This is a genomic window from Kitasatospora sp. NPDC087314 (genome assembly GCF_044744365.1).
GTDB lineage: Bacteria > Actinomycetota > Actinomycetes > Streptomycetales > Streptomycetaceae > Kitasatospora.
Map to the genome: position 1 here is coordinate 77,558 of NZ_JBIUYE010000004.1, position 22,886 is coordinate 100,443.

The following is a 22,886-nucleotide window of genomic DNA, read 5'->3' on the forward strand; positions in this document are numbered from 1 at the left end:
CGCGCGGGTCGGCTTCGCGCGCGGAGGGGGGCGCGGGGCCTCGCCGTCGAGGCGGCCTGCTTCGCGGCCACCGTGCCCACGGACGGGGTACGGGCGGGGCTCCGGCGCTTCCTCGACCGGCCGGGCGAGGGCCCCGGAGTCTGACGGCAGCCCCCGGGTGAGGCTCAGTCCGCCCGGGGTCGCCCCGCGGAGTGTTCGGCGACGGTGTCGGCGAAGGCGCGGGCCAGCGGGGAGAGGGTGTCCCAGCGGCGGACGGCCCAGCCGGCCGTCAGGACCGGCAGTGCGGGCAGGGGCAGCAGCCGCAGGCCGGGGTGGCCGGGGCCCTGCCACTGCGGCAGGGCGGGGACGACGGCGTGGCCGAGGCCGAGTTCGGCCAGGAGGATCGCGGTGTCCCAGTCCGCGACGCTGGTGTCGAAGACCGGCCGGATGCCCGACCTCCCCAGCCAGGAGTCGAGTTGGGAGCGGGACACCGAGTTCTGCGGCAGCCCGATGAGACGGGTGTTCTGGAGGTCGGCGGGCTCGATGCGTTCCCTGGCAGCCAGGGGGTCGCCGGTGGCGACGGCGAGCACCCAGGGCAGCTCGACGACCGGGCGCTGCTCGATCCCGCGCACCGGGGCGCCGAGCGTGATCCAGGCCAGGTCCACCCGGCCGGCGGTGAGGGCCTCGAAGCAGCTGCGGCTGGAGACCTCGGTCTGGAACTCCAGGCTGACCTGCGGGAAGCGCCGGCGGTAGTCGACGACGGCGGCCGACATGAAGTGCCGGATGCTGGTGGCGCCGGTGGTGATCCGTACGGATCCGCCCTCGCCGCGGGCGAGTTCACCGATGCTGCGCAGCGCGTGGTCGATGCCGCCCAGACCGGTGGCGACGGCCGACTGGAGGAGACGGCCGGCCTTGGTGGGCACGACCCCCCGGGGATGGCGCTCGATCAGGGTGAGGCCCAGCTCCCGTTCGAGTCGCTTCACGTGCTGGCTGACCGCGGACTGCGTGCACGACAGGTCGCGGGCCACGGCGCTCAGTGAGCCGGCCCGGCAGACCGCGGCGAAGACGCGGAGGTCGTCGAGAGTCACGATGACCCAAGGTATCGCTTGGAGGTTCCCCAGCAAACCGGTGGATTGACTTGGGTGTTCGGCAGGATCGATCATCGTTGTAGGGCCCAGGGCGGCAACCCGTCCGTGGTCTTCGCCGCGTTCCGGACGCACAGGCGGGGACACGGCGGGTGCCGACCCGCACCGCCTGGCCGGCCGGCCGGGGCGCGCTGCCAGGGCCTGTCCGGCGGATCTTGCCGGGTCCGCCCCAGCCCTTCCCCCTGGCGGCGTTGATCGGTTGTCTACTGCCCGCGGGTCTACTGCCGGTACCGCGACCGCGTCGCCGCTTCGGGCGGCCTCGCGCCGGACCACCGCCTCGCACCATGGAAGAAGACACACGTGATCGCCCTTGCCGTCCTCGGGTCGAATGCCAACGCCGTCCGCGCCGCGGGCAGACTCGCCGCAGTCGGCTACGCGGTCCGCACCTGGGGTGCCGGAGACAGCGGCACCGCCGGCCACCGCCGCCTCGCCCACCCGACGCCCCGTGCGGCCGCCACCGGGGCCCATGGGCTGCTGACCTGCATCGAGGAGCCGGACTACCTCCGCGAGGTGCTGGCCCACCCCCGCACCGGCGCACTCGACACCATGGAGTTCGGCGCCTGGTGGCTCAACCTGGCCCCGGCCACCAGCGAGACCAACGAGGAACTCCGGCTGCTCGCCCGCGAGTTCTCCCTCGGCTACCGGCACACCCCGCTCCTCGGCGGCTACGGCCACCTGCTGGCGATCGGTCCCGCCGCCCACGACTACCGCGCCCGCGCCTTCTGCGACCCCATCCTCGGAGCCGTCGCGCCGCTGATCCGCCCCGACACGGCGGCCGCCCACCTCGCAGTGGCCGCCCTCTCCCGGGCGCTCTCCACCGAATCCGTCCTCGGAGCACTGGAACTGCAACTGGGCGACGTCGAGACCGCCATACTGATGTCCGGCCGGAACCCGACGCCGTAGGGCCCGGGCAAGCGGAACAGCCCGCCGGCCGAGCCGGCGGGCTGTCGCGCGGGGCCGAAGTCAGCGCGGCTTCCCACCTCGACCCCGCCAACGAAGCCGCCCTGACGCCGAACTCCTCCACACCCACCCGGGCTTCCGACAGCTGTGCGGGCACTGACGGATGCGGCAGGCCGCCACTGGGAAGTGGCGGCCTGCCGCGGGGCCGCCGGGTGTCAGGGGTTCGTGGTGACGGTGAAGCCCTCGGGGGCGTGGAGGGTGATGGCGCCGGTGTGGTCGATGGTGACCTCGATCGGCAGGCCCGCCACCGTCAGGCCGGTGATCTGCAGGGACTCGTACCCGGCCGGGGCCTGGGCGCGGACGAGCAGGCGGCGGTTGGGTGCGTCGGCCTCCAGGCCGAGCAGGGCCTGCAGGACCTGGACGGAGGCGGCGGCGGCCCAGGCCTGCGGGCGGCAGGAGGCCGGGTAGGGGACGGGGCGGGCGTACTGGCTGCGGGGGTAGCCGGCGAACAGTTCGGGGAGGCGGTGGTCGAACGCCGCCGACGCCCGGACCAGGCCGGCCGCCAGCGGCGCGGCGGCGTCGTGCAGGCCGGCGCGGGCGAGGCCGTGGACGGCGATGGCGCTGTCGTGCGGCCAGACCGAACCGGTGTGGTAGCCGAGCGGGTTGAAGCCGGTGGCGTCGGCGTCCAGGGTGCGCAGGCCGAAGCCGCTGTCCATGCCGGGGGCGGTGAGTCGCCGGGCGACCAGGGCGCTCTCCGCCGGGTCGAGCAGGCCGGTGCCGAGGAGGTGGCCCATGTTGGAGGCTATCGAGTCGACCTTGCGCTTGTCCCCGTCGAGGGCGACCACCGGGTACGGGCCGTGCGCGTCCTCGGTCCAGAACCGGTCGCGGAAGCGCTGCCGCAGGTCCTCCGCCCACTGCCGCCAGCGGTCGGCGCCGGGCCGGCCGAAGGCGTCCAGCAGCGCGGCCGCCGCGACGGCCGCCTCGTAGGCGTAGGCCTGGACCTCGCTGAGCGCGATGGGGGCGTCGGCGATCCGGCCGTCGCGGAAGCGGATGCTGTCGGAGGAGTCCTTCCAGCCCTGGTTGGAGAGCCCCTTGCCGGAGCTGTCCACGTACTCCAGGAAGCCGTCGCCGTCCGCGTCGGCGTGGTCCGCGAGCCAGGCGAGGGCGGCCTCGGCGTGCGGCAGCAGCTCCTCGACCTGGTCCTCGGGCATGCCCCAGCGCCAGGCGTCGTGCAGCAGGGTGAGCCAGAGCGGGGTGGCGTCGGCCGTCCCGTAGTAGCAGGGCGGCAGTTGGGAGCCGGCGTCGAGGTGCTGTGCGTCGCGGCGGACCTCGTGGAGGATCTTGCCGGGCTGCTCCTCGGTGGCCGGGTCGACGGCGCGGCCCTGGCGGCGGGCCAGGGTGCGCAGCGTCCCGGCGGCGAGTTCGGTGCCGAGCGGGAGCATCATCCGGGCCGCCCAGAGGGAGTCGCGGCCGAACAGGGTGAGGAACCAGGGGGCCCCGGCGCCGAGGAAGTGGTCGGCGGGCCGCAGCGGGTCGGTGAGCAGGAGCCCGCGCAGGTCGTGGTGGGAGCGGGTGATCCAGTGCGCGAGGTGGTGGTCGCGGCCGGTGACCTCGGGGGTGCGCCAGGGGGCGGCGTCGGCGGACGGCGCGGGGAAGAGGTCGCCGTCGCGGTGCTCGGCGGTGCACTCCAGGACGGCCTGCCAGCTTTCGCCGGGGGCGAGTTCGAGGTCGAAGCCCAGGGTGCCGGTGCCGCTGTCGGCGGTCAGGTGGTCGGGCGCCGGCCGGACGGTGAGGGCGGCGGCGAGCGGGCCGTCGTGCCAGCGCAGGCCGTTCCCGTCGGCGATGGGCGGGACGGGCTCACCGGCACGGCCGGCCTTGACGGTGTCCATGGCGGCGAAGTCGCTCTCCGCGCGCAGCTCCAGGCGCAGGCGGGCGGTGAGGCCCCCGGCGTTGCGGACGGTGTAGCGCTCGACGAGGCGCCCGGGCCGCAGTTCGCGGCGGCGCTCCAGGGTGACGGCGGGGTCGGCGGTGAGCTCGGCCAGGCCGCGCAGCACGGTCACGAAGGAGGTCTGCCCGTCCTCGCCGTGCGTGCCGGCGACGGGGGCGTTGGGGAGCCCGGCGACGCAGGCCTCCAGGCGGGAGAGGATTCGGCGGTCGCCGTGGTAGAAGCCGTCCGCACCGCCGCCGATCCGCCCGTCCGGGCGCGAGGCGCAGAAGCTCGGGGCGGCCACGGAGAGCTGGGCGTCGTGCAGGAACGGCTGCAGGTCGATCGCTGACATGGGCTCGACATCCTCGTTTTGGGGCTTGACAGTTGCTTCCACTCGGGCGCAACCTTTCTGCCATTGGAGCGTTCCAAAAACATTAACCCCCCTGGTGGGGCCAATGGAACACCCATTTGGAACGCTCCAAGTTTTGGAGCACTCCACGGGAAGCGCTCCACGACGAACGCTCCACGGAAGCGCTCCGCGAGGAACGCTCCACGCGAACCACCGATCGAGACCGACCCTGGGACCGCCGCCATGCCTGCAACTCCATCGACCACGCCGAAGGCGGGCGCCTCGGCGACCCTCGAAATGGTCGCCGCCCGCGCCGGCGTGGCCCGCCAGACGGTCTCCAACGCGATCAACTCCCCCGAGCTGCTCCGCCCGCAGACGCTGGAGCGGGTCCAGCGCGCGATCGACGAGCTCGGCTACCGGCCGCACCGCGCCGCGCAGGCGCTGCGCACCAGGGCCAGCAAGCTCATCGGGTACGGCATCCGCTCAAGCCAGGCGGGCGTCCCGACCCCGGTGCTCGACCAGTTCCTGCACTCGCTGTCCGAGGCCGCCGACCAGGCCGGCTACCGGGTGGTGCTGTTCGCCGTGACCCCGGGCGACGACGAGCTCACCGGCTACCAGCAGCTGCTGGACGAGCACGGCGCGGACGGCTTCGTCCTCAGCGGTACCGACCGCGGCGACCGCCGCCAGGGCTGGCTGCACGAGCGCGGCGTCCCGTTCGTCGCCTTCGGCCGGACCTGGTCCGGCCGGGACGTCGGCGACTGGGTCGACGTCGACGGCGCCGCCGGGACCTCCGCCGCCGTACGCCACCTCGCCGCCCTGGGGCACCGGAAGATCGGCTTCCTCGGCTGGCCCAAGGGCTCCGGCGTCGGTGACGACCGCGCCCGCGGCTGGCAGAGCACCATGCGCGAGCTGGGCCTGCCCACCCGGGGCCGCCGGGTGGAGAGCCCGGACGATCCGGCCAGCGCCGCCGAGGCCGCCGAGCGGCTGCTCGCGGGCGGCGTGACCGCCGTCGTCGCGGCGAGCGACACCCTGGCGCTCGGCTGGTACCAGGCGCTGCGGCACGGCGGGCGCACCCCCGGCGCGGACGCGGCCGTCATCGGCTTCGACGACTCGCCGATCGCCCCCCTGCTGTTCCCCTCGCTGTCCAGCCTCGCCCAGCCGCTCGACGCGGTCGGCCGCGAGTGCATGCGCCTGCTCCTCAACCGGCTGAGCGACACCCGGCGCCGCACCGAGCACGTGCTGCTCGCCCCCGAGCTGGTCCTACGCGAAAGCGTGTGACCCGCCGGCCGCGGAGCTGGTCCCGCGCGAAGACGTGTGACCCGCCGCCCCCCCCGAGCCGGTCCCGCGCCGAGGCGCGTGACCAGCCCCGCCCCGCCGGCCCCCCGTCACCTCTCCTGAAAGCACCCCCACCCACCCTCGCAAGGAGATCCCGCATGGCCACCACTCGTACCCTCGCCGCGGCAGCCTGCGCGGCCGCCGTCCTCGGCGCCGTCACCGGCTGCTCCTCCTCCGGCGGTTTCGGCGACTCATCGGCCAAGCAGTCCTCCGGCGGAAACCAGAGTCTGACGGTGCTGATCGCCACCTCCGGCGACGCCGAGACGGCCGCGGTCAAGGCCGCCACCGCCGACTGGGCCAAGCAGACCGGCAACACCGTCACCGTGCAGATCGCCAGCGACATCAACCAGCAGCTCGGCCAGGCCCTGGCCGGCGGCAACCCGCCGGACCTCTTCTACGTCAACTCCGACCAGTTCGCGAACTACGCCAAGGGCGGCTCGCTGTACGCGTACGGCGACCAGATCCCCGACGCCTCGGACTTCTCCGAGCAGCTGCGCAAGGCCTTCACCTACGACGGCAAGCTCACCTGCCTGCCCAAGGACAGTTCCACCCTCGGCCTGGCGATCAACACCGCGCTCTGGCAGCAGGCCGGGCTCACCGAGGCCGACTACCCGACCACCTGGCAGCAGCTCTCCGACGCCGCCGCCAAGCTCACCAAGGACGGCGTGACCGGCCTGGTCACCGCCCCCGACTACCAGCGGCTCGGCGCCCTGATGAAGGAGTCCGGCGGCTGGATCACCAACCCCGAGCAGACCGCGATGACCGCCGACAGCCCGGCCAACAAGCAGGCCCTGGAGTACGTGCAGTCGATGATGAAGGCCGGCTCGGCCAAGTACGTCTCCGAGGTGGACACCGGCTGGGGCGGCGAGGCGCTCGGCAAGGGCAAGGCCGCGATGACCATCGAGGGCAACTGGCTCAAGGGCGCGATGGCCGCCGACTACCCGAGCGTCTCCTACAAGGTGCTCCCGCTGCCCGCCGGCCCGGCCGGCCAGGGCACCCTCGCGTTCAGCAACTGCTGGGGCGTCGCCGCCAAGAGCCAGCACCAGGCCGCCGGCGTCGACCTGGTCAAGCACCTGACGTCGGCCGACCAGCAGCTGGCCTTTGCCAAGGCCTTCGGCGTGATGCCCTCGCGCACCAGCGCGCTGGCCTCGTACGCCGAGAAGTACCCGGAGTCCAAGGGGTGGGTCGACGGCGTCGCCCACGCCCAGGCGCCGGTCACCATCGCGGGCTTCAACAAGGTGCTCACGCAGTTCAACACCGACCTGCAGTCGCTGAAGACCGGCGACCCGGCGACCATCCTGGGCACCCTCCAGCGCAACGGTGAGCAGGCCATAAAGAATGCCCGGTAAGAGCACCGGCAGCGCACCGCGCCGACGGGGCCTTCGTGAGGGGGCATGGGGCTGGCTGTTCGTCAGCCCCATGGTCCTCGTCCTCGGCCTGTTCCTCGCGCTGCCGATCCTGATGGCGCTGTGGGTGAGCCTGTTGCACTGGGACGGCCAGTCCAACCCGTTCAGCGGCAGCGCGGACTTCGTCGGCCTGGACAACTACCGCAAGCTGTTCACCGAGGACGGGCTGGACCGCACGCTGTTCGCCACCTCGATGCGCAACACCCTGTACTACGTCGTGCTGGTCGTACCGCTGCAGACGGGGCTGGCGCTCCTGCTCGCCATCATGGTCAACCAGCGGTTGCTGCGCGGCCGGGGAGCCCTGCGCACGGTCTTCTACTTCCCGTCCGTCACCAGCTCGGTCGCGATCTCGACGATCTTCCTCTTCCTGTTCCAGGGCAGCGGCGCCGTCAACCGGCTGCTGGGCTGGTTCGGGGTGAAGGGGCCGAACTGGTTCGCCGATCCGCGCGGCATCGTCTGGATCGTGCTGGGCTGGTTCGGGATCGACCAGCCCGCGCGGACCGGCGCGGCGGCGGGTCACGGTCTCCTGGGGCTGCCCTGGTCGGAGTGGTTCGCCGGCCCCTCGGTGGCGATGTGCACCCTCATCCTGATGGCCGTCTGGACGACCTCCGGCACCTTCATGCTGATCTTCCTATCCGCCCTGCAGGACATCCCCCGCGAACTGGAGGAGGCCGCCGCGCTGGACGGCGTCAACCGCCGCCAACTGCTGCGCAACGTCACGCTGCCGGCGATCCGGCCGATCCTGTTCCTCGTCCTCACGCTGGGACTGATCTCCACCTGGCAGGTCTTCGACCAGGTCTACGTGATGGGCAAGGGCGCCCCCGGCAACACCACGCTCACGCCCGCCTACCTGTCCTACTCGGCCGGCTTCGACAACTCCGACTACGGGCAGGGCGCCGCCATCGCGTTCGTCCTGCTCGGCCTGATCCTGCTGCTCACAGCCGTGCAACGGTGGGTCCTGCGCGAGCGGGACGGCAAGCCGGGGCGGAGCCGCACACCCGGCCGGGGCCCGAAGCCCGGCCGGAGCCCGAAGGGAGCCCGCCGTGCGGAAGGCTGACCGGTCCACCCAGGAGAAGCCGGTCCTGGCCCGCTTCCCCGCACCCGTGCGGATCCTCGGCTACACGGCCCTGGCCGGGTTCGCGCTGCTCTACCTGCTGCCGTTCGTCCTGCAGTTGGCGACCAGCTTCAAGACCGACCCCGACGCGGCCGCCCACCCGATGGCGCTGCTCCCGGACGGCGGCACGCTCGCCTCGTACCGGCGGCTCTTCGGCTTCGCCGAGGGCGTCGAGAACGTCCCGTTCCTGCGCTGGCTGGGCAACAGCGTGGTGGTGACCGTCCTGGTCACCGCGGGCCGGGTGCTGCTGGACTCGATGGCCGGCTACGCCCTCGCCCGGCTCCGCTTCCCCGGCCGGGGCCTGCTGTTCGGCTTCGTGCTGGCGGTGCTGGCCGTGCCCGGCGTGGTGCTGCTGATCCCGAAGTTCCTGGTGCTGAAGAGCTTCGGCATGTTCGACACCTACAGCGGGATGATCCTGCCGCTGCTCGTCGACGCCGCCGGGATCTTCATCATGAAGCAGTTCTTCGAGTCGGTGCCGCGCGAGATCGAGGAGGCCGCCCGGATCGACGGGGCCGGCGTCCTGCGGATCTTCTGGTCCGTGGTCCTGCCGATGTCGCGCCCGTCGCTGATCACGCTCACCGTGCTCTCCTTCCAGGGCTCCTGGAACGAGTTCACGCACTTCCTGGTGTCCACCCAGTCCAGCGAGCACGACACCCTGACCACCGGTCTGGCGCACTTCGTCTCCGGTGGACTCGGCTCCGGGACGCAGTACCCGCTCAAGCTGACGGCGGCGCTGCTGTCCACCGTCCCCGTGGCGATCCTGTTCTTCTGCTTCCAGCGCCACTTCGTCCGCGGCGCCAACTCGGGCTCGCTCAAGGAGTGAGCCCGGTCCGCACGCCCAACCCCCCCTGCTGACCTTCTTGGAGAACCACGTGCCCGCCCGTATCGAGGACTACGCGCTGATCGGCGACATGCAGACCGCCGCCCTGGTCGGCAGGGACGGGGCGGTGGACTGGCTGTGCCTGCCCCGCTTCGACTCGCCGGCCGTGTTCGCCGGCCTGCTGGGGACGGACGAGCACGGCTTCTGGCGGATCGCCCCCGCTGACGCCGCGCCCGCCCACCGGCGGCGCTACCGGGGCGACTCGCTGATCCTGGAACAGGAGTGGGACACCGCCGAGGGCACCGCGCGGGTCGTCGACTTCATGCCGCCGCGCGGTACGGCGGCCCCGCAGCTGATCCGCGTCGTCGAGGGCGTGACGGGCACCGTCCGGATGCGCTCGGCGTTGCGGATGCGCTTCTCCTACGGCCGCATCGTGCCCTGGGTGCACAAGGTCGCGGACGGTGGGCGGACCCGTACCGTCGCCGTGGCCGGGCCCGACTCGGTCTGGCTGGACGGTGAGGCCGAGACCTACGGGCAGGACCTCACCACCTACGCGGACTTCACCGTCACCGCCGGCGAGCGGATCGCGTTCGCGCTGACCTGGCAGGCCTCCCACCTGGGCGCACCCGAGCAGCCGGACGCCGAGGAGGCGCTGGCCGCCACCGAGGGGTTCTGGCGGGACTGGGTCGCCCGGTGCACCTACCGGGGCCCCTACCGCGAGGCCGTGGTCCGCTCGCTGATCACCCTCAAGGGCCTCACCTACGCGCCCACCGGCGGCATCGTCGCCGCCCCCACCACCTCGCTGCCCGAGGACATCGGCGGCGTCCGGAACTGGGACTACCGCTACACCTGGCTGCGCGACGCCACCATCACCCTCTCCTCCCTCCTGCGCACCGGCTACCGTGACGAGGCCCGCGCCTGGCGCGAGTGGCTGCTGCGGGCCGTCGCCGGCGACCCGGAGAACCTGCAGATCATGTACGGCATCGCCGGCGAGCGGGAGTTGGTGGAGACCGAGCTGGACTGGCTGCCCGGCTACGAGGGCTCTCGGCCCGTCCGGGTCGGCAACGGCGCGGCCGGGCAGCTCCAGCTGGACGTCTACGGCGAGGTCGTCGAGGCCCTGCACCTGGCCCAGACCACCGGCCTGGCCCGCAACGACCACGCCCACCTGCTCCAACTGCGGCTCATCTCCTGGCTGGAGGAGCACTGGCGCGAGCCGGACGAGGGCATCTGGGAGGTCCGCGGCCCGCGCCGGCACTTCGTCCACTCCAAGGTGATGGCCTGGGTCGCCGTCGACCGGACGATCAAGCTGCTGGAGCAGACGGCCTGCGAGGGCTCGCTGGAGCGCTGGCGAGCCCTGCGCGACGAGATCCACGAGGGCGTCTGCACCCACGGCTACGACCCGGACCGCAACACCTTCACCCAGTCCTACGGCTCATCCGAGCTGGACGCCTCGCTGCTGCTCATCCCCCAGGTCGGCTTCCTCCCGCCGGACGACAAGCGGGTGATCGGCACCGTCGAGGCGATCCAGCGCGAACTGTCCACCGAGGACGGCTTCGTGCTGCGCTACCCCACCAGCGGCGGGGTGGACGGCCTGCCGGGTGACGAGGGCGCGTTCCTGGCCTGCTCGTTCTGGCTGGCGGACGCCCTGGCGATGATCGGCCGGGGCGACGAGGCGCGCGAGCTGTTCGACAGGCTGCTGTCCATCCGCAACGACCTCGGGCTGCTGGCGGAGGAGTGGGACCCGCGGCTCAAGCGTCAGGTCGGCAACTTCCCGCAGGCCTTCAGCCACGTCCCGCTGATCGACACCGCCCTGCGGCTCGGCTGACGCGGCGGCGTCGGGGCCGGTGCGGTGGTCGCCGCCGGTCGGATCCGGCCGGGTCATCCGATCGGTCGACCCGGTCGTCGGGGCTCACCGGGAGGCGTCGGCGCTCACCAGGAGACCGGGTGGCGGACGAGGGGCGGCGGCCGTGTGCCACCCCCCGCCCGGGCGGTCAGAACGCCGAGTTGGCGAACCAGTGCGCGAGCAGTTCGTCGTCCCCGCGCACGTCGAGACGGGTGCAGGTGCGGTCGAGCCGGCCGTAGAGGAGCAGCAGCAGATCGGCGGCGCTCCCGCGGACGGTGGCGTCCGCGATCGGGTCCGCGGCGGCGTCCGGGTCGAGCCCGAAGCCGTCGGGCCGCAGGCGGATCAGCCAGTCGCCGCCCCCGCTGCCGCCGTCGGAGGCGTTCGCGTCGGTGCGGGTGAAGCGGATGGTGCGGTCCGGGCCGCGCAGCTCGGCGGTCTTCGGGGCGAAGATCGCGGCGAAGGGCAGGTTGGTGAGGAACTCGTCGACCCCGTCGGCGGCGAGTTCCGGGTCGAACCGCGGGGTGCGCCCGAGCGCGAGCTCCGCGTCGGCGCGGTGCACCAGGGTCTCGAACAGCATCCGCCGGACCCAGAAGCGGGCGTGCTGGTCGGCGCCCCAGGCCCACATCGGGGCGTCGAGGTCGGTCTCCGCGAACGTGGCGCCGGCCTCGGCCGAGGCCTCCGCCAGCCAGGCGGGGTAGCCCTCCGGCCGGGCGGGCAGCCGCAGGTCGACCTCGCGGCTGCGGGGCGGCTGCTGGACCCGCTGCCGGAGCAGGACGGTGAACCAGCGCTGGACGCTGCCGGTGTGGCGGGCCAGGTCCTCCAGGGTCCAGCCGGGACAGCTGGGCACCGGAGTGGTCGGATCGGCGTCCCGCAGCGTGGTGACGAGGCGGGCGGTCTCCGCGGCGACGGCGGCGCCGTGGTCGATGGTGGTCATGGGTGTGCTCGCTCGGGTGTAGGAGGTTCGGCAGGGGGGCGGGGGCAGGCGACGGGCGGGATCAGGCGAGGGGCTTGTCGACGACGGCCTTGGTGTGGCTGAAGGTCTCGATGGAGTACTCGCCGTGGTAGCGGCCCATGCCGCTCTCGCCGACGCCGCCGAACGGCAGCTCGGGCATGGCCAGATGGGAGACCGGCAGGCCGAAGGAGAGCGCGCCGGAGGAGGTCTCCTCGGTCAGCCGCCGCTTGGTCTGCGGGGACTCGGTGAAGGCGTAGAGGGCGAGCGGCTTGTCGCGCTCGTTGATGAAGGCGATCGCCGCGTCGAGGTCGGGCACGGCGACGACGGGCAGGACCGGGCCGAAGATCTCCGCCTGCATCACGGGGGCCTCGGGGGAGACGTCGGCGAGGACGGTCGGGGCGAGGTAGCGGCTCGCGCGGTCGTGGGTGCCGCCGGTGACGGTCCGGCCGTCGTCGAGCAGTGCGGTGAGCCGGTCGAAGTGGCGCTCGTTGACGATCCGTCCGTACTCGGGGGCGGCCGCCGGGTCCTCGCCGTACAACTCCCGGACGGCGTCGGCCAGCTGGGCCTCCAGCGCCTTGGCGCTCGCACCGATGGCGAGGACGTAGTCGGGGGCGACACAGGTCTGGCCGGCGTTGAGGAACTTGCCCTGGGCGATCCGCCGGGCGGTGACCGCCAGGTCGACGCCGGGTTCGACCACGACCGGGCTCTTGCCGCCGAGCTCCAGGGTGACCGGGGTGAGGTGCCGGGCGGCGGCCGCCATGACGATCCGGCCGACCGCGCCGTTGCCGGTGTAGAAGATGTGGTCGAAGCGCTGCTCCAGCAGCGCGGTGGTCTCCGGGACGGCGCCCTGGACGACCGCGACGGCCTCCGGGTCGAGGTAGCGCGGGAGCAGCCGGGCGATCGCGGCGGAGGTCGCGGGGGCGAGTTCGCTGGGCTTGAGCACGGCCGTGTTCCCGGCGGCCAGCGCGCCCACCAGCGGGGCCAGGGCGAGCTGGAGCGGGTAGTTCCACGGCGCGATGATCAGCACCACGCCGAGCGGGTCGCGCACCACGCGGGCCTCGGCCGGCCGGAAGACCTCGGGCACGGTGGCCGGCCTCGGCTGGAGCCACTGCTCCAGGTGGGCGACGGTGTGGTCGAGTTCGTTGAGGGTGAAGCCGATCTCGGTCCGGTAGGCCTCGGCGGTGCCCTTGCCGAGGTCCGCGTGCAGGGCCGCCAGGAACGCGTCCGACTGCTCGGTGAGCAGCGAGCGCAGGGCTGCCAGCTGGGCCCGGCGCCAGGCGAGCGGCCTGGTCCGGCCGGTGTCGAAGGCGGCGCGCAGCCGGGCGACGGTGGTGGCGGCGGGTTCCTGGGCGGCTTCCGCGGCGGGGGCGGCGTCCGGGGTGGCGGGGGTGTGGGTCATGAGGGTCTCGGGGGTCCTTCCGGGTGGCTTGAGGTCGTCGACGGTTTATGACCTCAAGCATTCTTGGACGGTAGACCTCAATGGTTGAGGATGTCAAGCAATGCGCCTATGCTCGATACCGTGCACCAGAACCCGCCGCCGGACCCGCCGGCCACGCCGATCGAGCTGATGGATCAGCTCGCCCGGGTGGCCGCGGCCTACTACCGCCACTTCGCCGCCGCCGCGGCGGGGCGCGGACTGACCCTGATGCAGGGCAAGACGCTCAGCCTGCTCACCCGGCCCCGCTCCATGCGCGCCCTCGCCGGGCTGCTCTCCTGCGACGCCTCCAACGTCACCGGCATCGTCGACCGGCTGGAGGGCCGTGACCTGGTCCGCCGCGAGCCCGACCCCGCCGACCGCCGGATCAAGAACATCGCCCTGACCGACGAGGGCGAGCGGACCGTCCGATCGATCCGCGCCGACCTGATGTCCGGCCTGACCGCCCTGGAGCAGCTCTCCGACCAGGACCGGACGGCCCTGCGCGCGCTGCTGGACCGGGCCTTCCCCGACACGGCCGTCCCGCCGGCCTGACGCCCGCCGACGGCCGGCGGGGCTCAGAGCTTCCCGGCCTCGCGGACCTGGTGGAGGTGGACGAGCACGTCGTAGGCCTTGCCGAGGGCGAGGGTGGGCAGCGGGTCCTTCGTGAACACCGAGCCGGCCTCGTAGAGCGGGCGGGCGCCGTCCAGCCAGGCGCGGGCCGCGGGCGGGGCGGTGCGCAGGTCGGCGTAGTAGTCCTGGTAGCGGACCCGGTCGAGGGTGTACTCGCTCATGTCGGGCGTGGCCGGGGGCACGGTGACCTTGTCCCAGGCGTCGCCGAGGGAGGCGGCCATGGTGAGGAAGGACCCCCGGTCGAAGGTGAACCCGATGGAGAGGTAGTCCGGGCCGAGCGCGTCGCGCAGGACGGCGCCCTGCGTCCTGGCGTACATCTCGGGATCGCTGGCCAGGTAGCCGACGTGGCCGTTGTGCGCGGAGAGCAGGATCCGGTGGCCGGTGCGACGCTGCCACCACGCGGTGTTGTCGGCCATGGCCTGGTCGCGGAGGAGTTCCGCGGCGTTCACCGAGGCCGCGTCGCCGAGGTCGAAGGTGGCGAAGGCGAAGGTCTGGGCGATGACGCGGGCATGCTGCACGGCCCACTCGTACTCCTCGCCGCCGTCGCCCCTGGCGGCGGTGACCAGGTCCAGCGCCTGCTGCGCCCTGGTGGCGTTCTGCCGCCGCTCGGCGACCGGCTTCCCCAGGTACGCGATGGTGTCGTCGAGCGGGCGCAGGCCCTCGTACAGCGCGTCGAGGCGCGGCAGGGCCTGCGGGTCGGCCTTCCGCACGTGGGAGACGACCCGGGCGAAGACCTCGTCGCCGAGCCCGGGCGCGCCGACGTCGTCGCCCATGAAGTGCACCGGGCGCTCGGGGTGGTGGCGGTTGTACTCGCGCATCCAGCCGATCAGGCTCACGAACTCCTGGCGCTCCCACGGCGAGTGGGCCAGCGCCTCCTCGACGATCCGCCGGGGGTCGCCCGCGCCGCCCTGGAGGTACGCGTCGATCCGCAGGCCCGCCGACCAGCTCATCTCCAGGGCGAAGGTGGTGAAGCCCTTCTCCTGGACGAGATAGCGGAAGACCCGTTCCTTCATGGCGAAGAACTCGTGCGAGCCGTGCGTGGCCTCGCCGAGGCCGACCACCTTGGCGTCCCCGATCATCGCGCCGAGCGCCCGCAGGTCGTCGGTACGGCCGCCGGGCTCGGTCGACCGCAGCGGGTGCGCGGCCCGCTCCAACGCGCGGACCACCGTGCTCTGCTGGTTGTCCGCCGCCGGTGCGGCGGAGGCCGCCGGGGCCAGCAGGGCGGTGGCGACGGCCGCCGCCGTCGCCGCGATCAGCCCGCGTCGGCCGATCCCCTTGCTGTTCGCCATCGTCATGAACACTCCTCACCATGGGTATCTCGAAAGGTCGGTAAGGAGATCCTCGGTCGAGGCGGGGCTGCGGCGCACTGGGGCCGGCCGCCGGGTTCGTCGGGGGGATAGCCCCCCGCTTCGTGCCGGTGCGGCACCCCCGGCGGGCAGGGCGGCAGCGGCCGCACCGGATGTGGTGCGGCCGCTGCTCCGGCGCTTCAGAGAGCGTCGGCGCGGTGGGTGGGGCGGCCGCCGAGGAGGGTCAACAGGACAGGGACGTCCGGCAGTTCGGCCGCGGGGGTGGTGATCGGGTCGGCGGCGAGGACGGTGAGGTCGGCGCGGTGCCCGACGGCGATCCGGCCCGCCGACTGCTCCTCGCCGGCCGCGAGTGCGGCGTTGACGGTCATCGCCCGCAGTCCTGCAGGCCGTCGGCCTGGTCGTCGCGGCGGCGGTGTACGCGGTGCTGATGCGCGGGACGGCGGCCCGCCGCAGGGCCTGAGCGGGAGGCGCCGGCCGGGGCGCGCGGCGGGTGAAGTGCCGTGCCGCCGAAGGGAGCTGAGGACGCCCTGCCGGGTCGAGCCGGTGCGCCGGGCGGCCGCCGACCGTCGGTGCCGTCGGTTAGGGTGCGGACCGGCGGCCCGGCCACGGCAGGCCGGCGCGAGGTGAGGGGGCGTCATGACGGGCGGTACCGATGGGGTGGGGGACGGCGACGGCATCCGGTGGCTCGCGGACGCCGGGCGGTCCGTCGGCGGCGTGCTGTTCGCCCGCGGGATCCCGCCGCAGGAGCTCGCCCGCCGGATGGGCGCCGACCCGGCCGCGGCGGCCGGGCCGATCAGCGGCACCGAGGTGTGGGACCTCGACATCGAGGTGTTCCGCCCGAGCGACGACGGCGACGGCGTGATCCGGGTCGGCGAGTCCGGCGGCTGGTCCTTCGCGGTCGAGTACGGCGACTCCACCGGCGGTGAACTGCTCACCGAGATAGCCAGCGACGGGGTCGAGGTGGTCCACTTCCGCCCGATGCCGGACCACCCGCCGGCGCTGCTCGACTATGCCCGCGACGGCGCCGTGCTGTGCGGGTTCGGCCTCGCCGAGGAGCGCTGGCGCTGGGGCAGGGAGCCCGACCTGCTGGTGCCCGAGCTGGTCGCCGCGGGCGTCCTGGAGCCCGACGGGATCACCCGCCGCCCCGCGGGCGAGCCGCCCGCGGCCGTCCGCCGGCGCACCCTCGGCGCCGTCGAGCGCCGGTTCGGGCTGAGCCTGCCCCGGGCCGTCCTCGGCGAGCTGCGGCTGCCCGCCTACGCGGTGCGCGGCACGCCGGGGATGGAACCGCAGGGCCGCTGAGCCCCGGCGCTGGAACCACGGGGCCGCTGAGGCCGGCGGCGGAACTGCCGGGCCGTCGAGCTGCGGCGGGTCAGGCGGCCCGGTCGAGCGGCTTGACGAGGAAGACGCAGGGATCCTCGACGTCGTGGTCCACCCCCTGCCAGTCCGTGTAGGACCAGCGGTCGACGTAGCGGACCACCGGACGGTACCCGAGCCGGGCGTACAGCGCCGCGGCCCGGGGATTGTCGTGCTCGTCGACACCAAGACCGATCCGCCCGGCGCCTCCGGCGTGGGCCAGCCGCTCGGCGTGACCGATGAGCGCGGTGCCGAAGCCGGTGCCCCGCAGCGGCTCGGCGACGGACAGGCCGTTGATCTCCGGGCAGTGCGGCACGGCGAGTCGGACCTCGGCGGCGGCGCACCCGTTCCAGCGGACCTCGCTGCTTCCGACCGGGATGCCGTCACGCCAGGCGATCAGGTAGGTGCTGCGGCCGGCCGTCTGGCGGGCGAAGCGCTGCGCGTGGAACGACGTCCGGAAGGGCGACGGCAGGTGGGTGTCCAGCAGGGTGACGTCGGCGGAGCGGCACTCGGTGATGAGCATGGTCATCAGGGTCCCGCGCCGGCCGGTCCGACGCCACGGGTTTTGGGCGCGGCGGAAGGTCAGGACCCCGGGGCCTGTCTCGTTCGGCTCGCCCGGGCCTCCAGGTAGCGCTGCTCGGCGAGGCTGGCGGTGGCCTTCGCGGCGCGGCGGTAGTGCTCGTACGCCCCGGCCGTGTCGCCGGTCCGTTCCAGCAGGTGCGCCCGGACGGACAGCAGCCGGTGATGCCGGGCCATCCGCTCGTCACCGTCCAGGGTGGCCAGCAGGGCCAGCCCGGCCGCCGGGCCCTCGGTCTCGGCGAGTGCGATCGCCCGGTTGAGGGTGACCATCGGGTTGGGCGCGATCCGTTCCAGGATCAGGTAGAGGGCGTGCACCTGCCGCCAGTCGGTCTCCTCGGCGGTGGCCGCGTCGGCGTGCGTGGCGGCGATGGCGGCCTGCAACTGGTAGGGCCCCAGCGTTCGGCCGGCCAGCGACTCCTTGACCAGCCCGACGCCCTCGTCGATCAGTGCGCGGTCCCACTGCTTGCGGTCCTGCTCGTCCAGCGGCACCAGGTCGCCGGCTGCCGTCGTCCGGGTCTCCCGGCGGGCGTGGGTCAGCAGCATCAGCGCGAGCAGCCCGGTCGCCTCGCCGTCCTCGGGCAGCTGCGCGTGCGCCATCCGGGCCAGCCGGATCGCCTCGTGGGCGAGGTCGGCGCGGTGCAGCTCGGTGCCCGAGGAAGCGGTGTAGCCCTCGTTGAAGATCAGGTAGAGCACGTGCAGGACGACCCGCAGCCGCTCCTCGCGCTCCGCTCCCTCGGGCAGCGCGAACGAGCTGCCGGCCGCCTTGATGCGCTGCTTGGCCCGGCTGATCCGGGCCGCCATGGTGGCCTCCGGGACCAGGAACGCGCGGGCGATCTCGGCGGTGGTCAGGCCGCCGACCGCCCGCAGGGTCAGGGCCGTCTGGGAGGCTGCGGTGAGCGCCGGATGGCAGCACAGGAACAGCAGGACGAGCGTGTCGTCGGTGTCCGGCACGTCCTCGGGCACCACCTCGACGGCCGTCGTCGCCGACTCCCGCTCCCGGCGCGCGTGGTCGCTGCGCAGCTGGTCGATGAGCCGCCGGGACGCGACGGTCACCAGCCACCCGCGCGGGTTGCCCGGCACCCCCTCGGCGGGCCACTGCACGGTGGCGGCGAGGACGGCCTCCTGCACGGCGTCCTCGCACCCCTCGAAGCGGCCGTACCGGGCTACCAACGTGCCGAGGACCTGCGGCGTGAGCTCACGCAGCAGGTCCTCGAAGTCCGGTGCTGTCATGCCTCCAATTGTCCGTCGGAGAACATGACCTGCCGCACCTCGACACCCAGGCCCTCGATCGCGGCGTCCGGGATCCGCGCCGCCAGTTCGATCGCCCGCTCCTTGTTCTCGCAGTCGATCAGGTAGTAGCCGCCCAGGAACTCCTTGGACTCCAGGAACGGGCCGTCGGTCACCACCGGCTGGCCGTTGCGGACGGTCACCACGGCGGCCTGCGACGGGTCGACCAGGGCCTGCGTGCCGATCAGCTCGCCGGACGCCGTCAGCGCCTCGATGAACGTGCCGTGGCCGGCGCCGATCGCCGCCTTCTCCTCGTCGGTCAGCGCGTCGATCACGGCCGGGTTGATGTGCAGACTGATCAGGAACTTCATCGTGTGCTCCTCGTGGTTCGCGAGCCCGGCTGGGCCCTTCGACCGGTTGGTCGGAGCCGCCGCCGTCTTCTTGACATCCTCCGCCGGAACGTTCGCACGCTCTTCTCGCAGCGGCAGCATCGCCCGTCGGGTCCACCCGGGGCACGGGGGTGGCCTCGGGGGGTGCCACGATGTGTGGCTCTTCTCCACCTTCTACGGCGGCCACGACACCGGCTGGAGCCCGGCGGGCACCCGGGGCCTGTCCGGCCGAAGCGCGCCTGCTTCGCGGACCTCTCGCTGTCCGCCGGCGTCCAGCCCGGACCGTCAGGCTCCGGCGGTGACCGTCACCGTCACCGTGAAGGTCCGCTGCCCGGGCGGGCAGACCAGCGCCTCGCCGCAGGTGGTGCGGTGCGCGGAGACGTGGGCGGTGCCGGGCGGCCCGGCCAGGAACCCGGCGGTGACCTCGCCGCAGCCGGCCCCCGGGCGGCAGGAGGGGTCGGGGGAGGTGGTGCCGCCGGTGGGGCGCAGGGTCTGCGGCGCGTCGGCGGCGGGAGCGGACCAGTAGGTGCCGGGCAGCTCGATCCGCACGACGGTGCCGGGCGCCACCCGTACGGTCGTGCCGTCGGCGTGCTCGTCGAGCCGCAGCACCGCCGGGACCGGCGAGGAGCTCGGAGGGGCGCTCGACGGGGTGGCCGGAGGAGCGGTCGGTGGCGGGGACGAGCAGCCCGCCGCCGGGGCGAGCAGGGCGAGCAGGGCGACCGCCGCGCGGGTTCGGGTGGACACGGCTCTCCTTCCCCGGATAGGTCCTCGGGGCGCGGTGCCGCCGGGGCGGGCCGTGGTGGCCCGCCCCGGCGGCGTCAGGGGCGTGGACGGACGGCCGTCAGGAGACGGTCACGTCGTCGTAGTAGGTGTAGGTCGGGTCGCCCGGGTAGTTGTCGTCCACGTTGGTGAGGGTGAGCGTGTAGCTGTGGCCCGGGGTGACGGTGCCGGAGGCGGACTTCCAGCCGAGGCCGTTGGTGCAGGTCTTGGCGAGCACCGTGGTCGTGGTGTTGGCGGTGTTGTCCTTGAGCGTGGCGGTCGCCCAGTCGTAGGTGACGGTGTCCGGGCAGGTGACGTCGTACCAGAAGGAGACCTTGCTGCTGCCGGTCGGTGCGGTGAAGGTCTGGCTGACCGAGGACGTGGTGGTGGGGTTGGTGGAGCCGACCATCGCGCCGTAGCCGCCGGTGTGCTTGGCGGCGCTGGTGGCGGCGGTGCTGCCGGCGCCGGTCCAGCCGCTCAGGGTGCCGGTCTCGAAGCCGCCGTTGGTGATGCCGCCGCCGCCCGTGCCGTTGACGGTCCAGCCGAAGGAGGCGGAGCCGGTGGCGCCGGTGGTGTCCTTGGCGGTCACGGTGACGCTGGAGGTGCCGGCGGTGGTCGGGGTGCCGCTGATCAGGCCGGAGGCGGAGATGGACAGGCCGGTCGGCAGGCCGCTCGCCGTGTAGCTGAGGGTCTGGCCGGAGGCGCTGTCGGTCGCCGCGACCTGCAGGCTGACGGCCGTACCGGTGGTGCTGGTCTGGGCGCCCGGGTTGGTGACGGTGACGGTGTTGCCGGTCGTGCCGCCGCCGACGATCGGGTGCGACATCTGGCAGCCGCCCGCGCCGCTGTTGAAGTCGTTGGACCAGGTCGACTGCATGGCGAAGTTGCCGGTGGTGAAGCCGACGTTCGCCGAGGCGCCCTGGCCGCTGCTGAGCCAGGCGCACTTGTCGCCGTTCTCGGCGCCGCTGCTGTCCGTCCAGCCACCGGCCGGGTTCTGGTCGGTGATGGTCTCGGCGTACTCGTGGCCCTCGACGATGGTGACGCCGTCGAGGGTGCCGGCCGAGCCGGCGTTGACGAAGCTCTGGCCGCAGCCGGAGCCCGCGTCGGTCACGTACGGCAGGTTGGTGAACGGCAGTTCGCCGTACGGCGAGGAGACGGCGCCGCCGGTGAGCGTGGTGTCGCCGGTGTAGTCGTGCCAGGCGCAGAAGTTGCCGGACGCGGTGTTGAAGCCGTCGGGGGTGGTGCCGGTGGGCGAGACGACGACGTACTGGTTGTTCCGGTTGGCCGCCGCGGTGGTGTTGCCGAAGTGGCCGGACGCCTTGACCGCCTCGGCGCCGATCTGGTTGCCGGTCGCGGAGGCGGGCGCCGCGGCGGAGGTGTCCACCCAGACGCCGGCGAGCGCGCCGCCGGTCGGGTAGGCGACGTGCGCGGAGTTGGCCGGGCAGGTCTGCGAACCCGTCGCGATGCCCTCGCAGTACTGCGTCATGACACCGGACCAGAGCTCGTTGCCCGCGCCGATGCCCTTGAACAGCTGCTGCAGGCGCGGGGCCATGCCCTTGGCGTCGCCGCTGAGCGTGGTGTTGCCGTTGGCGTCGGTGCCGCTGGTGCCCCATTGGGAGCCCCAGAACACCAGGTAGACGTGCTCCGGTCCGGTGGTCACGCCGATGCTCGGACTGCCTGCCCCGCCACCGTAGTTGAGGTTGTTGGTGGCGGCGAGGTCCGGCGTGGCCTGGTGGCCGCGCAGCGGGACGGCGCCGTGCCGGTACGGGTGGTTCGCCGACGCCGCGGGGGTCGCGGAGCCGTCGGGCTGCGCCTGGGCGGGTGCCGCGGTGAAGCCGGCCGCCGCGAGGGCGAACGCGGCGATGCCGGTGAACGCCGCTCGTCTGGCATGACGGAACGTGGGGGTTCGGCCCATGTGAGGGTTGCCTCTCTCATGCCGACCACCCGGGAGCCGGTGGGCGCCGGGCGGTCGTGAAGGACAGGGAGAGGCCGGAGGCGGTGGGGACGCCTGGGTGATCCGCCGCACAACGGATCACCGGGGGGAAACAGGCCCGCCTCGGCCGCCGAAAGCAAAGCAGTCGCCGGAGAAGAGGGTCAACGGGCCCGACGGTAAAGGGATTCACGCGGAATCCCGCGTAATGGAAAAGCCCCCATGTGGCGGGGGTCGCCGGTGGGGGCGTTCAATGTCCGCACACTGTATGGAGGTTCTCGTTCACCGTATGAACCGCCGTGGCCGAAAAAGAATTTGACGGTGAGAAACAGGTAAGACTTTAGCGGCCGTCCGGGGAGGCGCGCAAGCGACAGCCTCACGGGCTCAGGATGATCCGTGTACTACCTTGTGGATCGGCGTCGACACGCTTCCGTGGGGCGTGGGGCCTCGGGTCTCCGGGCTTTGACGGTCGGCGACCGCTCCCCGGTGTTCGGGGCGCGGCCGCCGACCATATGTGATTGAACCTCAATTGCCGTACGACTTCTGATTCAAGCGGTGAGTGCGGCGGAGCGCAGTCGGGCGGCGGAGCGGGCCAGCAGGAACGCCGCGAGCAGGGTGGGGCAGAAGCCGACCGCGCAGGCGACGAGGATGGCGAGCGAGGTCAGGCCGGTCGGGGACATGGCGAGGACGAGGCAGGCCAGCGGCGTGACCAGGACGGGGGAGAGGAGGAGCAGGGTCGCCCGCTTCTTCTCCCGACGGGTCCACTGCGCGGACCTCGCGACCCTGGTCGCGGCGACGGCGGCGGCAGCCAGCGCGAGCGCGGGCCCGACGGCGGGGGCGAGCAGGAGTGGCATCGCGAGCACCGCGAAGACCAGGGTGAGGGTGGTGCGGCCGCCGCTCTCCGGCTCGGGCCGGGCCTGGACGCCCTCCTCGTCGAGCGCGGCGTCGGCGATCCGGCGGGGGCTGCCCAGCTGCTCCAGGACCTGCCGGACGGTGGCCTCGTCGGCGGGGTCGCGCGAGGCCAGCGAGACCTCGATGTGCTCGCGCAGGTCCGCCAGCAGTTCGCGGCGGCGCTCCTCGGGCAGCGGGGCGGTGTAGCGGGCGACCGCGTCCAGGTGGGCGCGGACCAGGGGGTGGTCGATGGGCTCGTTCACGGGTTCTCTCCCGGGGCCAGGACGTGGTCGACGGTTTCGCGGAAGGCGGGCCACAGCGCGGTGAACTCCTCCAGCGCGCTGCGGCCGGAGTCGGTGAGGGTGTAGTAGCGGCGGGACGGGCCGCTGGCCGAGTCGCGCAGGAAGGTGTCGGCGAGGCCGGCCCGGCGCAGCCGGGACAGCAGCGGGTAGATGGTGCCCTGGCTGGTCGCCAGCATCGGAAACCGGCCGAGTTCCTGCAGCAGCTCCACCCCGTAGCGGGGGCCGTCCCGCAGCAGTGCCAGGACGCAGTACTCCAGCACACCCTTGCGCAGCTGCGTCGCCACCGGCCCGTCGGCCGCACCGGCGTCGCCGTCTTGGTGTGTCATGCCAGGTAC

Annotated in this window: 21 protein-coding genes; 8 read left to right on the forward strand and 13 right to left on the reverse strand. The window is 73.4% G+C overall.

Annotated elements, in window-relative coordinates; translation table 11 throughout:
* Positions 1 to 164: 164 nt before the first annotated feature.
* A complete protein-coding gene (locus ACIO5E_RS09710) occupies positions 165 to 1,067 on the reverse strand; it encodes a LysR family transcriptional regulator (protein ID WP_400665492.1) in 903 nt (300 codons plus the stop codon).
* A 357-nt stretch (positions 1,068 to 1,424) separates the two neighbouring features.
* On the opposite strand from ACIO5E_RS09710, the gene ACIO5E_RS09715 reads away from it, so the two are divergent.
* On the forward strand, positions 1,425 to 2,027 hold the full coding sequence (locus ACIO5E_RS09715; RefSeq protein ID WP_400665494.1) for a hypothetical protein: 603 nt from the start codon (positions 1,425 to 1,427) through the stop codon (positions 2,025 to 2,027).
* A gap of 212 nt (positions 2,028 to 2,239) precedes the next feature.
* Here ACIO5E_RS09715 and ACIO5E_RS09720 read toward each other — a convergent pair whose 3' ends face one another.
* Positions 2,240 to 4,303, reverse strand: a complete 2,064-nt coding sequence (locus tag ACIO5E_RS09720; protein ID WP_400665496.1) for a glycogen debranching N-terminal domain-containing protein — start codon at positions 4,301 to 4,303, stop codon at positions 2,240 to 2,242.
* A 240-nt stretch (positions 4,304 to 4,543) separates the two neighbouring features.
* Here ACIO5E_RS09720 and ACIO5E_RS09725 point away from each other — a divergent pair, with 240 nt between their 5' ends.
* The 5 genes from ACIO5E_RS09725 to ACIO5E_RS09745 all read left to right on the forward strand — a co-directional run bounded on the left by ACIO5E_RS09725 (position 4,544) and on the right by ACIO5E_RS09745 (position 10,800).
* Positions 4,544 to 5,578 (forward strand): LacI family DNA-binding transcriptional regulator, encoded by a 1,035-nt coding sequence (locus ACIO5E_RS09725; protein WP_400665498.1) that lies wholly within the window; start codon positions 4,544 to 4,546, stop codon positions 5,576 to 5,578.
* Positions 5,579 to 5,733: 155 nt separating this feature from the next.
* On the forward strand, positions 5,734 to 6,984 hold the full coding sequence (locus tag ACIO5E_RS09730; protein ID WP_400665500.1) for an extracellular solute-binding protein: 1,251 nt from the start codon (positions 5,734 to 5,736) through the stop codon (positions 6,982 to 6,984).
* Positions 6,985 to 7,054: 70 nt separating this feature from the next.
* Entirely contained in the window at positions 7,055 to 8,098 is a 1,044-nt protein-coding gene (locus tag ACIO5E_RS09735; protein ID WP_400665502.1) for a carbohydrate ABC transporter permease, read from the forward strand.
* Entirely contained in the window at positions 8,085 to 8,978 is an 894-nt protein-coding gene (locus tag ACIO5E_RS09740) for a carbohydrate ABC transporter permease (protein ID WP_400665504.1), read from the forward strand. The genes ACIO5E_RS09735 and ACIO5E_RS09740 overlap by 14 nt, the downstream gene beginning before the upstream one ends.
* A gap of 49 nt (positions 8,979 to 9,027) precedes the next feature.
* Positions 9,028 to 10,800: a glycoside hydrolase family 15 protein gene (locus ACIO5E_RS09745; RefSeq protein ID WP_400665506.1), complete on the forward strand. Its 1,773-nt coding sequence runs from the start codon at positions 9,028 to 9,030 to the stop codon at positions 10,798 to 10,800.
* Between the two features lie 166 nt (positions 10,801 to 10,966).
* On the opposite strand, the gene ACIO5E_RS09750 is transcribed toward ACIO5E_RS09745, so the two are convergent.
* Together ACIO5E_RS09750 and ACIO5E_RS09755 are read right to left on the reverse strand one after the other, a co-directional pair.
* On the reverse strand, positions 10,967 to 11,752 hold the full coding sequence (locus tag ACIO5E_RS09750; RefSeq protein WP_400665508.1) for a maleylpyruvate isomerase family mycothiol-dependent enzyme: 786 nt from the start codon (positions 11,750 to 11,752) through the stop codon (positions 10,967 to 10,969).
* Between the two features lie 61 nt (positions 11,753 to 11,813).
* On the reverse strand, positions 11,814 to 13,169 hold the full coding sequence (locus tag ACIO5E_RS09755) for an aldehyde dehydrogenase family protein (RefSeq protein WP_400665510.1): 1,356 nt from the start codon (positions 13,167 to 13,169) through the stop codon (positions 11,814 to 11,816).
* Positions 13,170 to 13,289: 120 nt separating this feature from the next.
* Between ACIO5E_RS09755 and ACIO5E_RS09760 the strand changes: the two genes are divergently transcribed.
* A complete protein-coding gene (locus ACIO5E_RS09760; RefSeq protein WP_400665511.1) occupies positions 13,290 to 13,739 on the forward strand; it encodes a MarR family winged helix-turn-helix transcriptional regulator in 450 nt (149 codons plus the stop codon).
* A 23-nt stretch (positions 13,740 to 13,762) separates the two neighbouring features.
* Here ACIO5E_RS09760 and ACIO5E_RS09765 read toward each other — a convergent pair whose 3' ends face one another.
* Positions 13,763 to 15,112: an erythromycin esterase family protein gene (locus ACIO5E_RS09765; RefSeq protein ID WP_400665513.1), complete on the reverse strand. Its 1,350-nt coding sequence runs from the start codon at positions 15,110 to 15,112 to the stop codon at positions 13,763 to 13,765.
* A 191-nt stretch (positions 15,113 to 15,303) separates the two neighbouring features.
* On the reverse strand, positions 15,304 to 15,801 hold the full coding sequence (locus ACIO5E_RS09770; RefSeq protein WP_400665514.1) for an amidohydrolase family protein: 498 nt from the start codon (positions 15,799 to 15,801) through the stop codon (positions 15,304 to 15,306).
* On the opposite strand from ACIO5E_RS09770, the gene ACIO5E_RS09775 reads away from it, so the two are divergent.
* Entirely contained in the window at positions 15,761 to 16,423 is a 663-nt protein-coding gene (locus ACIO5E_RS09775; RefSeq protein ID WP_400665516.1) for a DUF6461 domain-containing protein, read from the forward strand. The two genes, ACIO5E_RS09770 and ACIO5E_RS09775, sit on opposite strands and share 41 nt — an antisense overlap.
* 70 nt (positions 16,424 to 16,493) lie before the next feature.
* On the opposite strand, the gene ACIO5E_RS09780 is transcribed toward ACIO5E_RS09775, so the two are convergent.
* From ACIO5E_RS09780 to ACIO5E_RS09810, 7 genes are all read right to left on the reverse strand, one after another.
* A complete protein-coding gene (locus tag ACIO5E_RS09780; protein ID WP_400665518.1) occupies positions 16,494 to 17,000 on the reverse strand; it encodes a GNAT family N-acetyltransferase in 507 nt (168 codons plus the stop codon).
* A 59-nt stretch (positions 17,001 to 17,059) separates the two neighbouring features.
* Complete coding sequence (locus ACIO5E_RS09785; protein ID WP_400665520.1) at positions 17,060 to 18,286, reverse strand: RNA polymerase sigma factor; 1,227 nt, start codon at positions 18,284 to 18,286, stop codon at positions 17,060 to 17,062.
* Positions 18,283 to 18,654, reverse strand: coding sequence for a YciI family protein (locus tag ACIO5E_RS09790; protein ID WP_400665522.1), 372 nt, complete (start codon positions 18,652 to 18,654; stop codon positions 18,283 to 18,285). The genes ACIO5E_RS09785 and ACIO5E_RS09790 overlap by 4 nt, the downstream gene beginning before the upstream one ends.
* Positions 18,655 to 18,957: 303 nt before the next feature.
* Positions 18,958 to 19,416: a hypothetical protein gene (locus ACIO5E_RS09795; protein WP_400665524.1), complete on the reverse strand. Its 459-nt coding sequence runs from the start codon at positions 19,414 to 19,416 to the stop codon at positions 18,958 to 18,960.
* A gap of 97 nt (positions 19,417 to 19,513) precedes the next feature.
* Positions 19,514 to 21,343 (reverse strand): putative Ig domain-containing protein, encoded by a 1,830-nt coding sequence (locus ACIO5E_RS09800; protein WP_400665526.1) that lies wholly within the window; start codon positions 21,341 to 21,343, stop codon positions 19,514 to 19,516.
* A gap of 563 nt (positions 21,344 to 21,906) precedes the next feature.
* The gene (locus ACIO5E_RS09805) at positions 21,907 to 22,512 is read right to left on the reverse strand and encodes an HAAS signaling domain-containing protein (RefSeq protein WP_400665528.1); all 606 of its coding nucleotides are present in this window, start codon (positions 22,510 to 22,512) and stop codon (positions 21,907 to 21,909) included.
* Positions 22,509 to 22,877, reverse strand: coding sequence for a PadR family transcriptional regulator (locus ACIO5E_RS09810; protein ID WP_400665530.1), 369 nt, complete (start codon positions 22,875 to 22,877; stop codon positions 22,509 to 22,511). The genes ACIO5E_RS09805 and ACIO5E_RS09810 overlap by 4 nt, the downstream gene beginning before the upstream one ends.
* Positions 22,878 to 22,886 lie beyond the last annotated feature (9 nt).

Bases quoted from the DNA above. Each gene is read 5' to 3' on its own strand.
- ACIO5E_RS09755 (WP_400665510.1), bottom strand. From the start codon at position 13,169: ATGACCCACACCCCCGCCACCCCGGACGCCGCCCCCGCCGCGGAAGCC.
- ACIO5E_RS09780 (WP_400665518.1), bottom strand. From the start codon at position 17,000: ATGCTCATCACCGAGTGCCGCTCCGCCGACGTCACCCTGCTGGACACC.
- ACIO5E_RS09735 (WP_400665502.1), top strand. From the start codon at position 7,055: ATGGTCCTCGTCCTCGGCCTGTTCCTCGCGCTGCCGATCCTGATGGCG.
- ACIO5E_RS09775 (WP_400665516.1), top strand. From the start codon at position 15,761: ATGACGGGCGGTACCGATGGGGTGGGGGACGGCGACGGCATCCGGTGG.
- ACIO5E_RS09785 (WP_400665520.1), bottom strand. From the start codon at position 18,286: ATGACAGCACCGGACTTCGAGGACCTGCTGCGTGAGCTCACGCCGCAG.
- ACIO5E_RS09730 (WP_400665500.1), top strand. From the start codon at position 5,734: ATGGCCACCACTCGTACCCTCGCCGCGGCAGCCTGCGCGGCCGCCGTC.
- ACIO5E_RS09725 (WP_400665498.1), top strand. From the start codon at position 4,544: ATGCCTGCAACTCCATCGACCACGCCGAAGGCGGGCGCCTCGGCGACC.
- ACIO5E_RS09790 (WP_400665522.1), bottom strand. From the start codon at position 18,654: ATGAAGTTCCTGATCAGTCTGCACATCAACCCGGCCGTGATCGACGCG.
- ACIO5E_RS09800 (WP_400665526.1), bottom strand. From the start codon at position 21,343: ATGGGCCGAACCCCCACGTTCCGTCATGCCAGACGAGCGGCGTTCACC.
- ACIO5E_RS09750 (WP_400665508.1), bottom strand. From the start codon at position 11,752: ATGACCACCATCGACCACGGCGCCGCCGTCGCCGCGGAGACCGCCCGC.
- ACIO5E_RS09810 (WP_400665530.1), bottom strand. From the start codon at position 22,877: ATGACACACCAAGACGGCGACGCCGGTGCGGCCGACGGGCCGGTGGCG.
- ACIO5E_RS09770 (WP_400665514.1), bottom strand. From the start codon at position 15,801: ATGCCGTCGCCGTCCCCCACCCCATCGGTACCGCCCGTCATGACGCCC.
- ACIO5E_RS09765 (WP_400665513.1), bottom strand. From the start codon at position 15,112: ATGACGATGGCGAACAGCAAGGGGATCGGCCGACGCGGGCTGATCGCG.
- ACIO5E_RS09720 (WP_400665496.1), bottom strand. From the start codon at position 4,303: ATGTCAGCGATCGACCTGCAGCCGTTCCTGCACGACGCCCAGCTCTCC.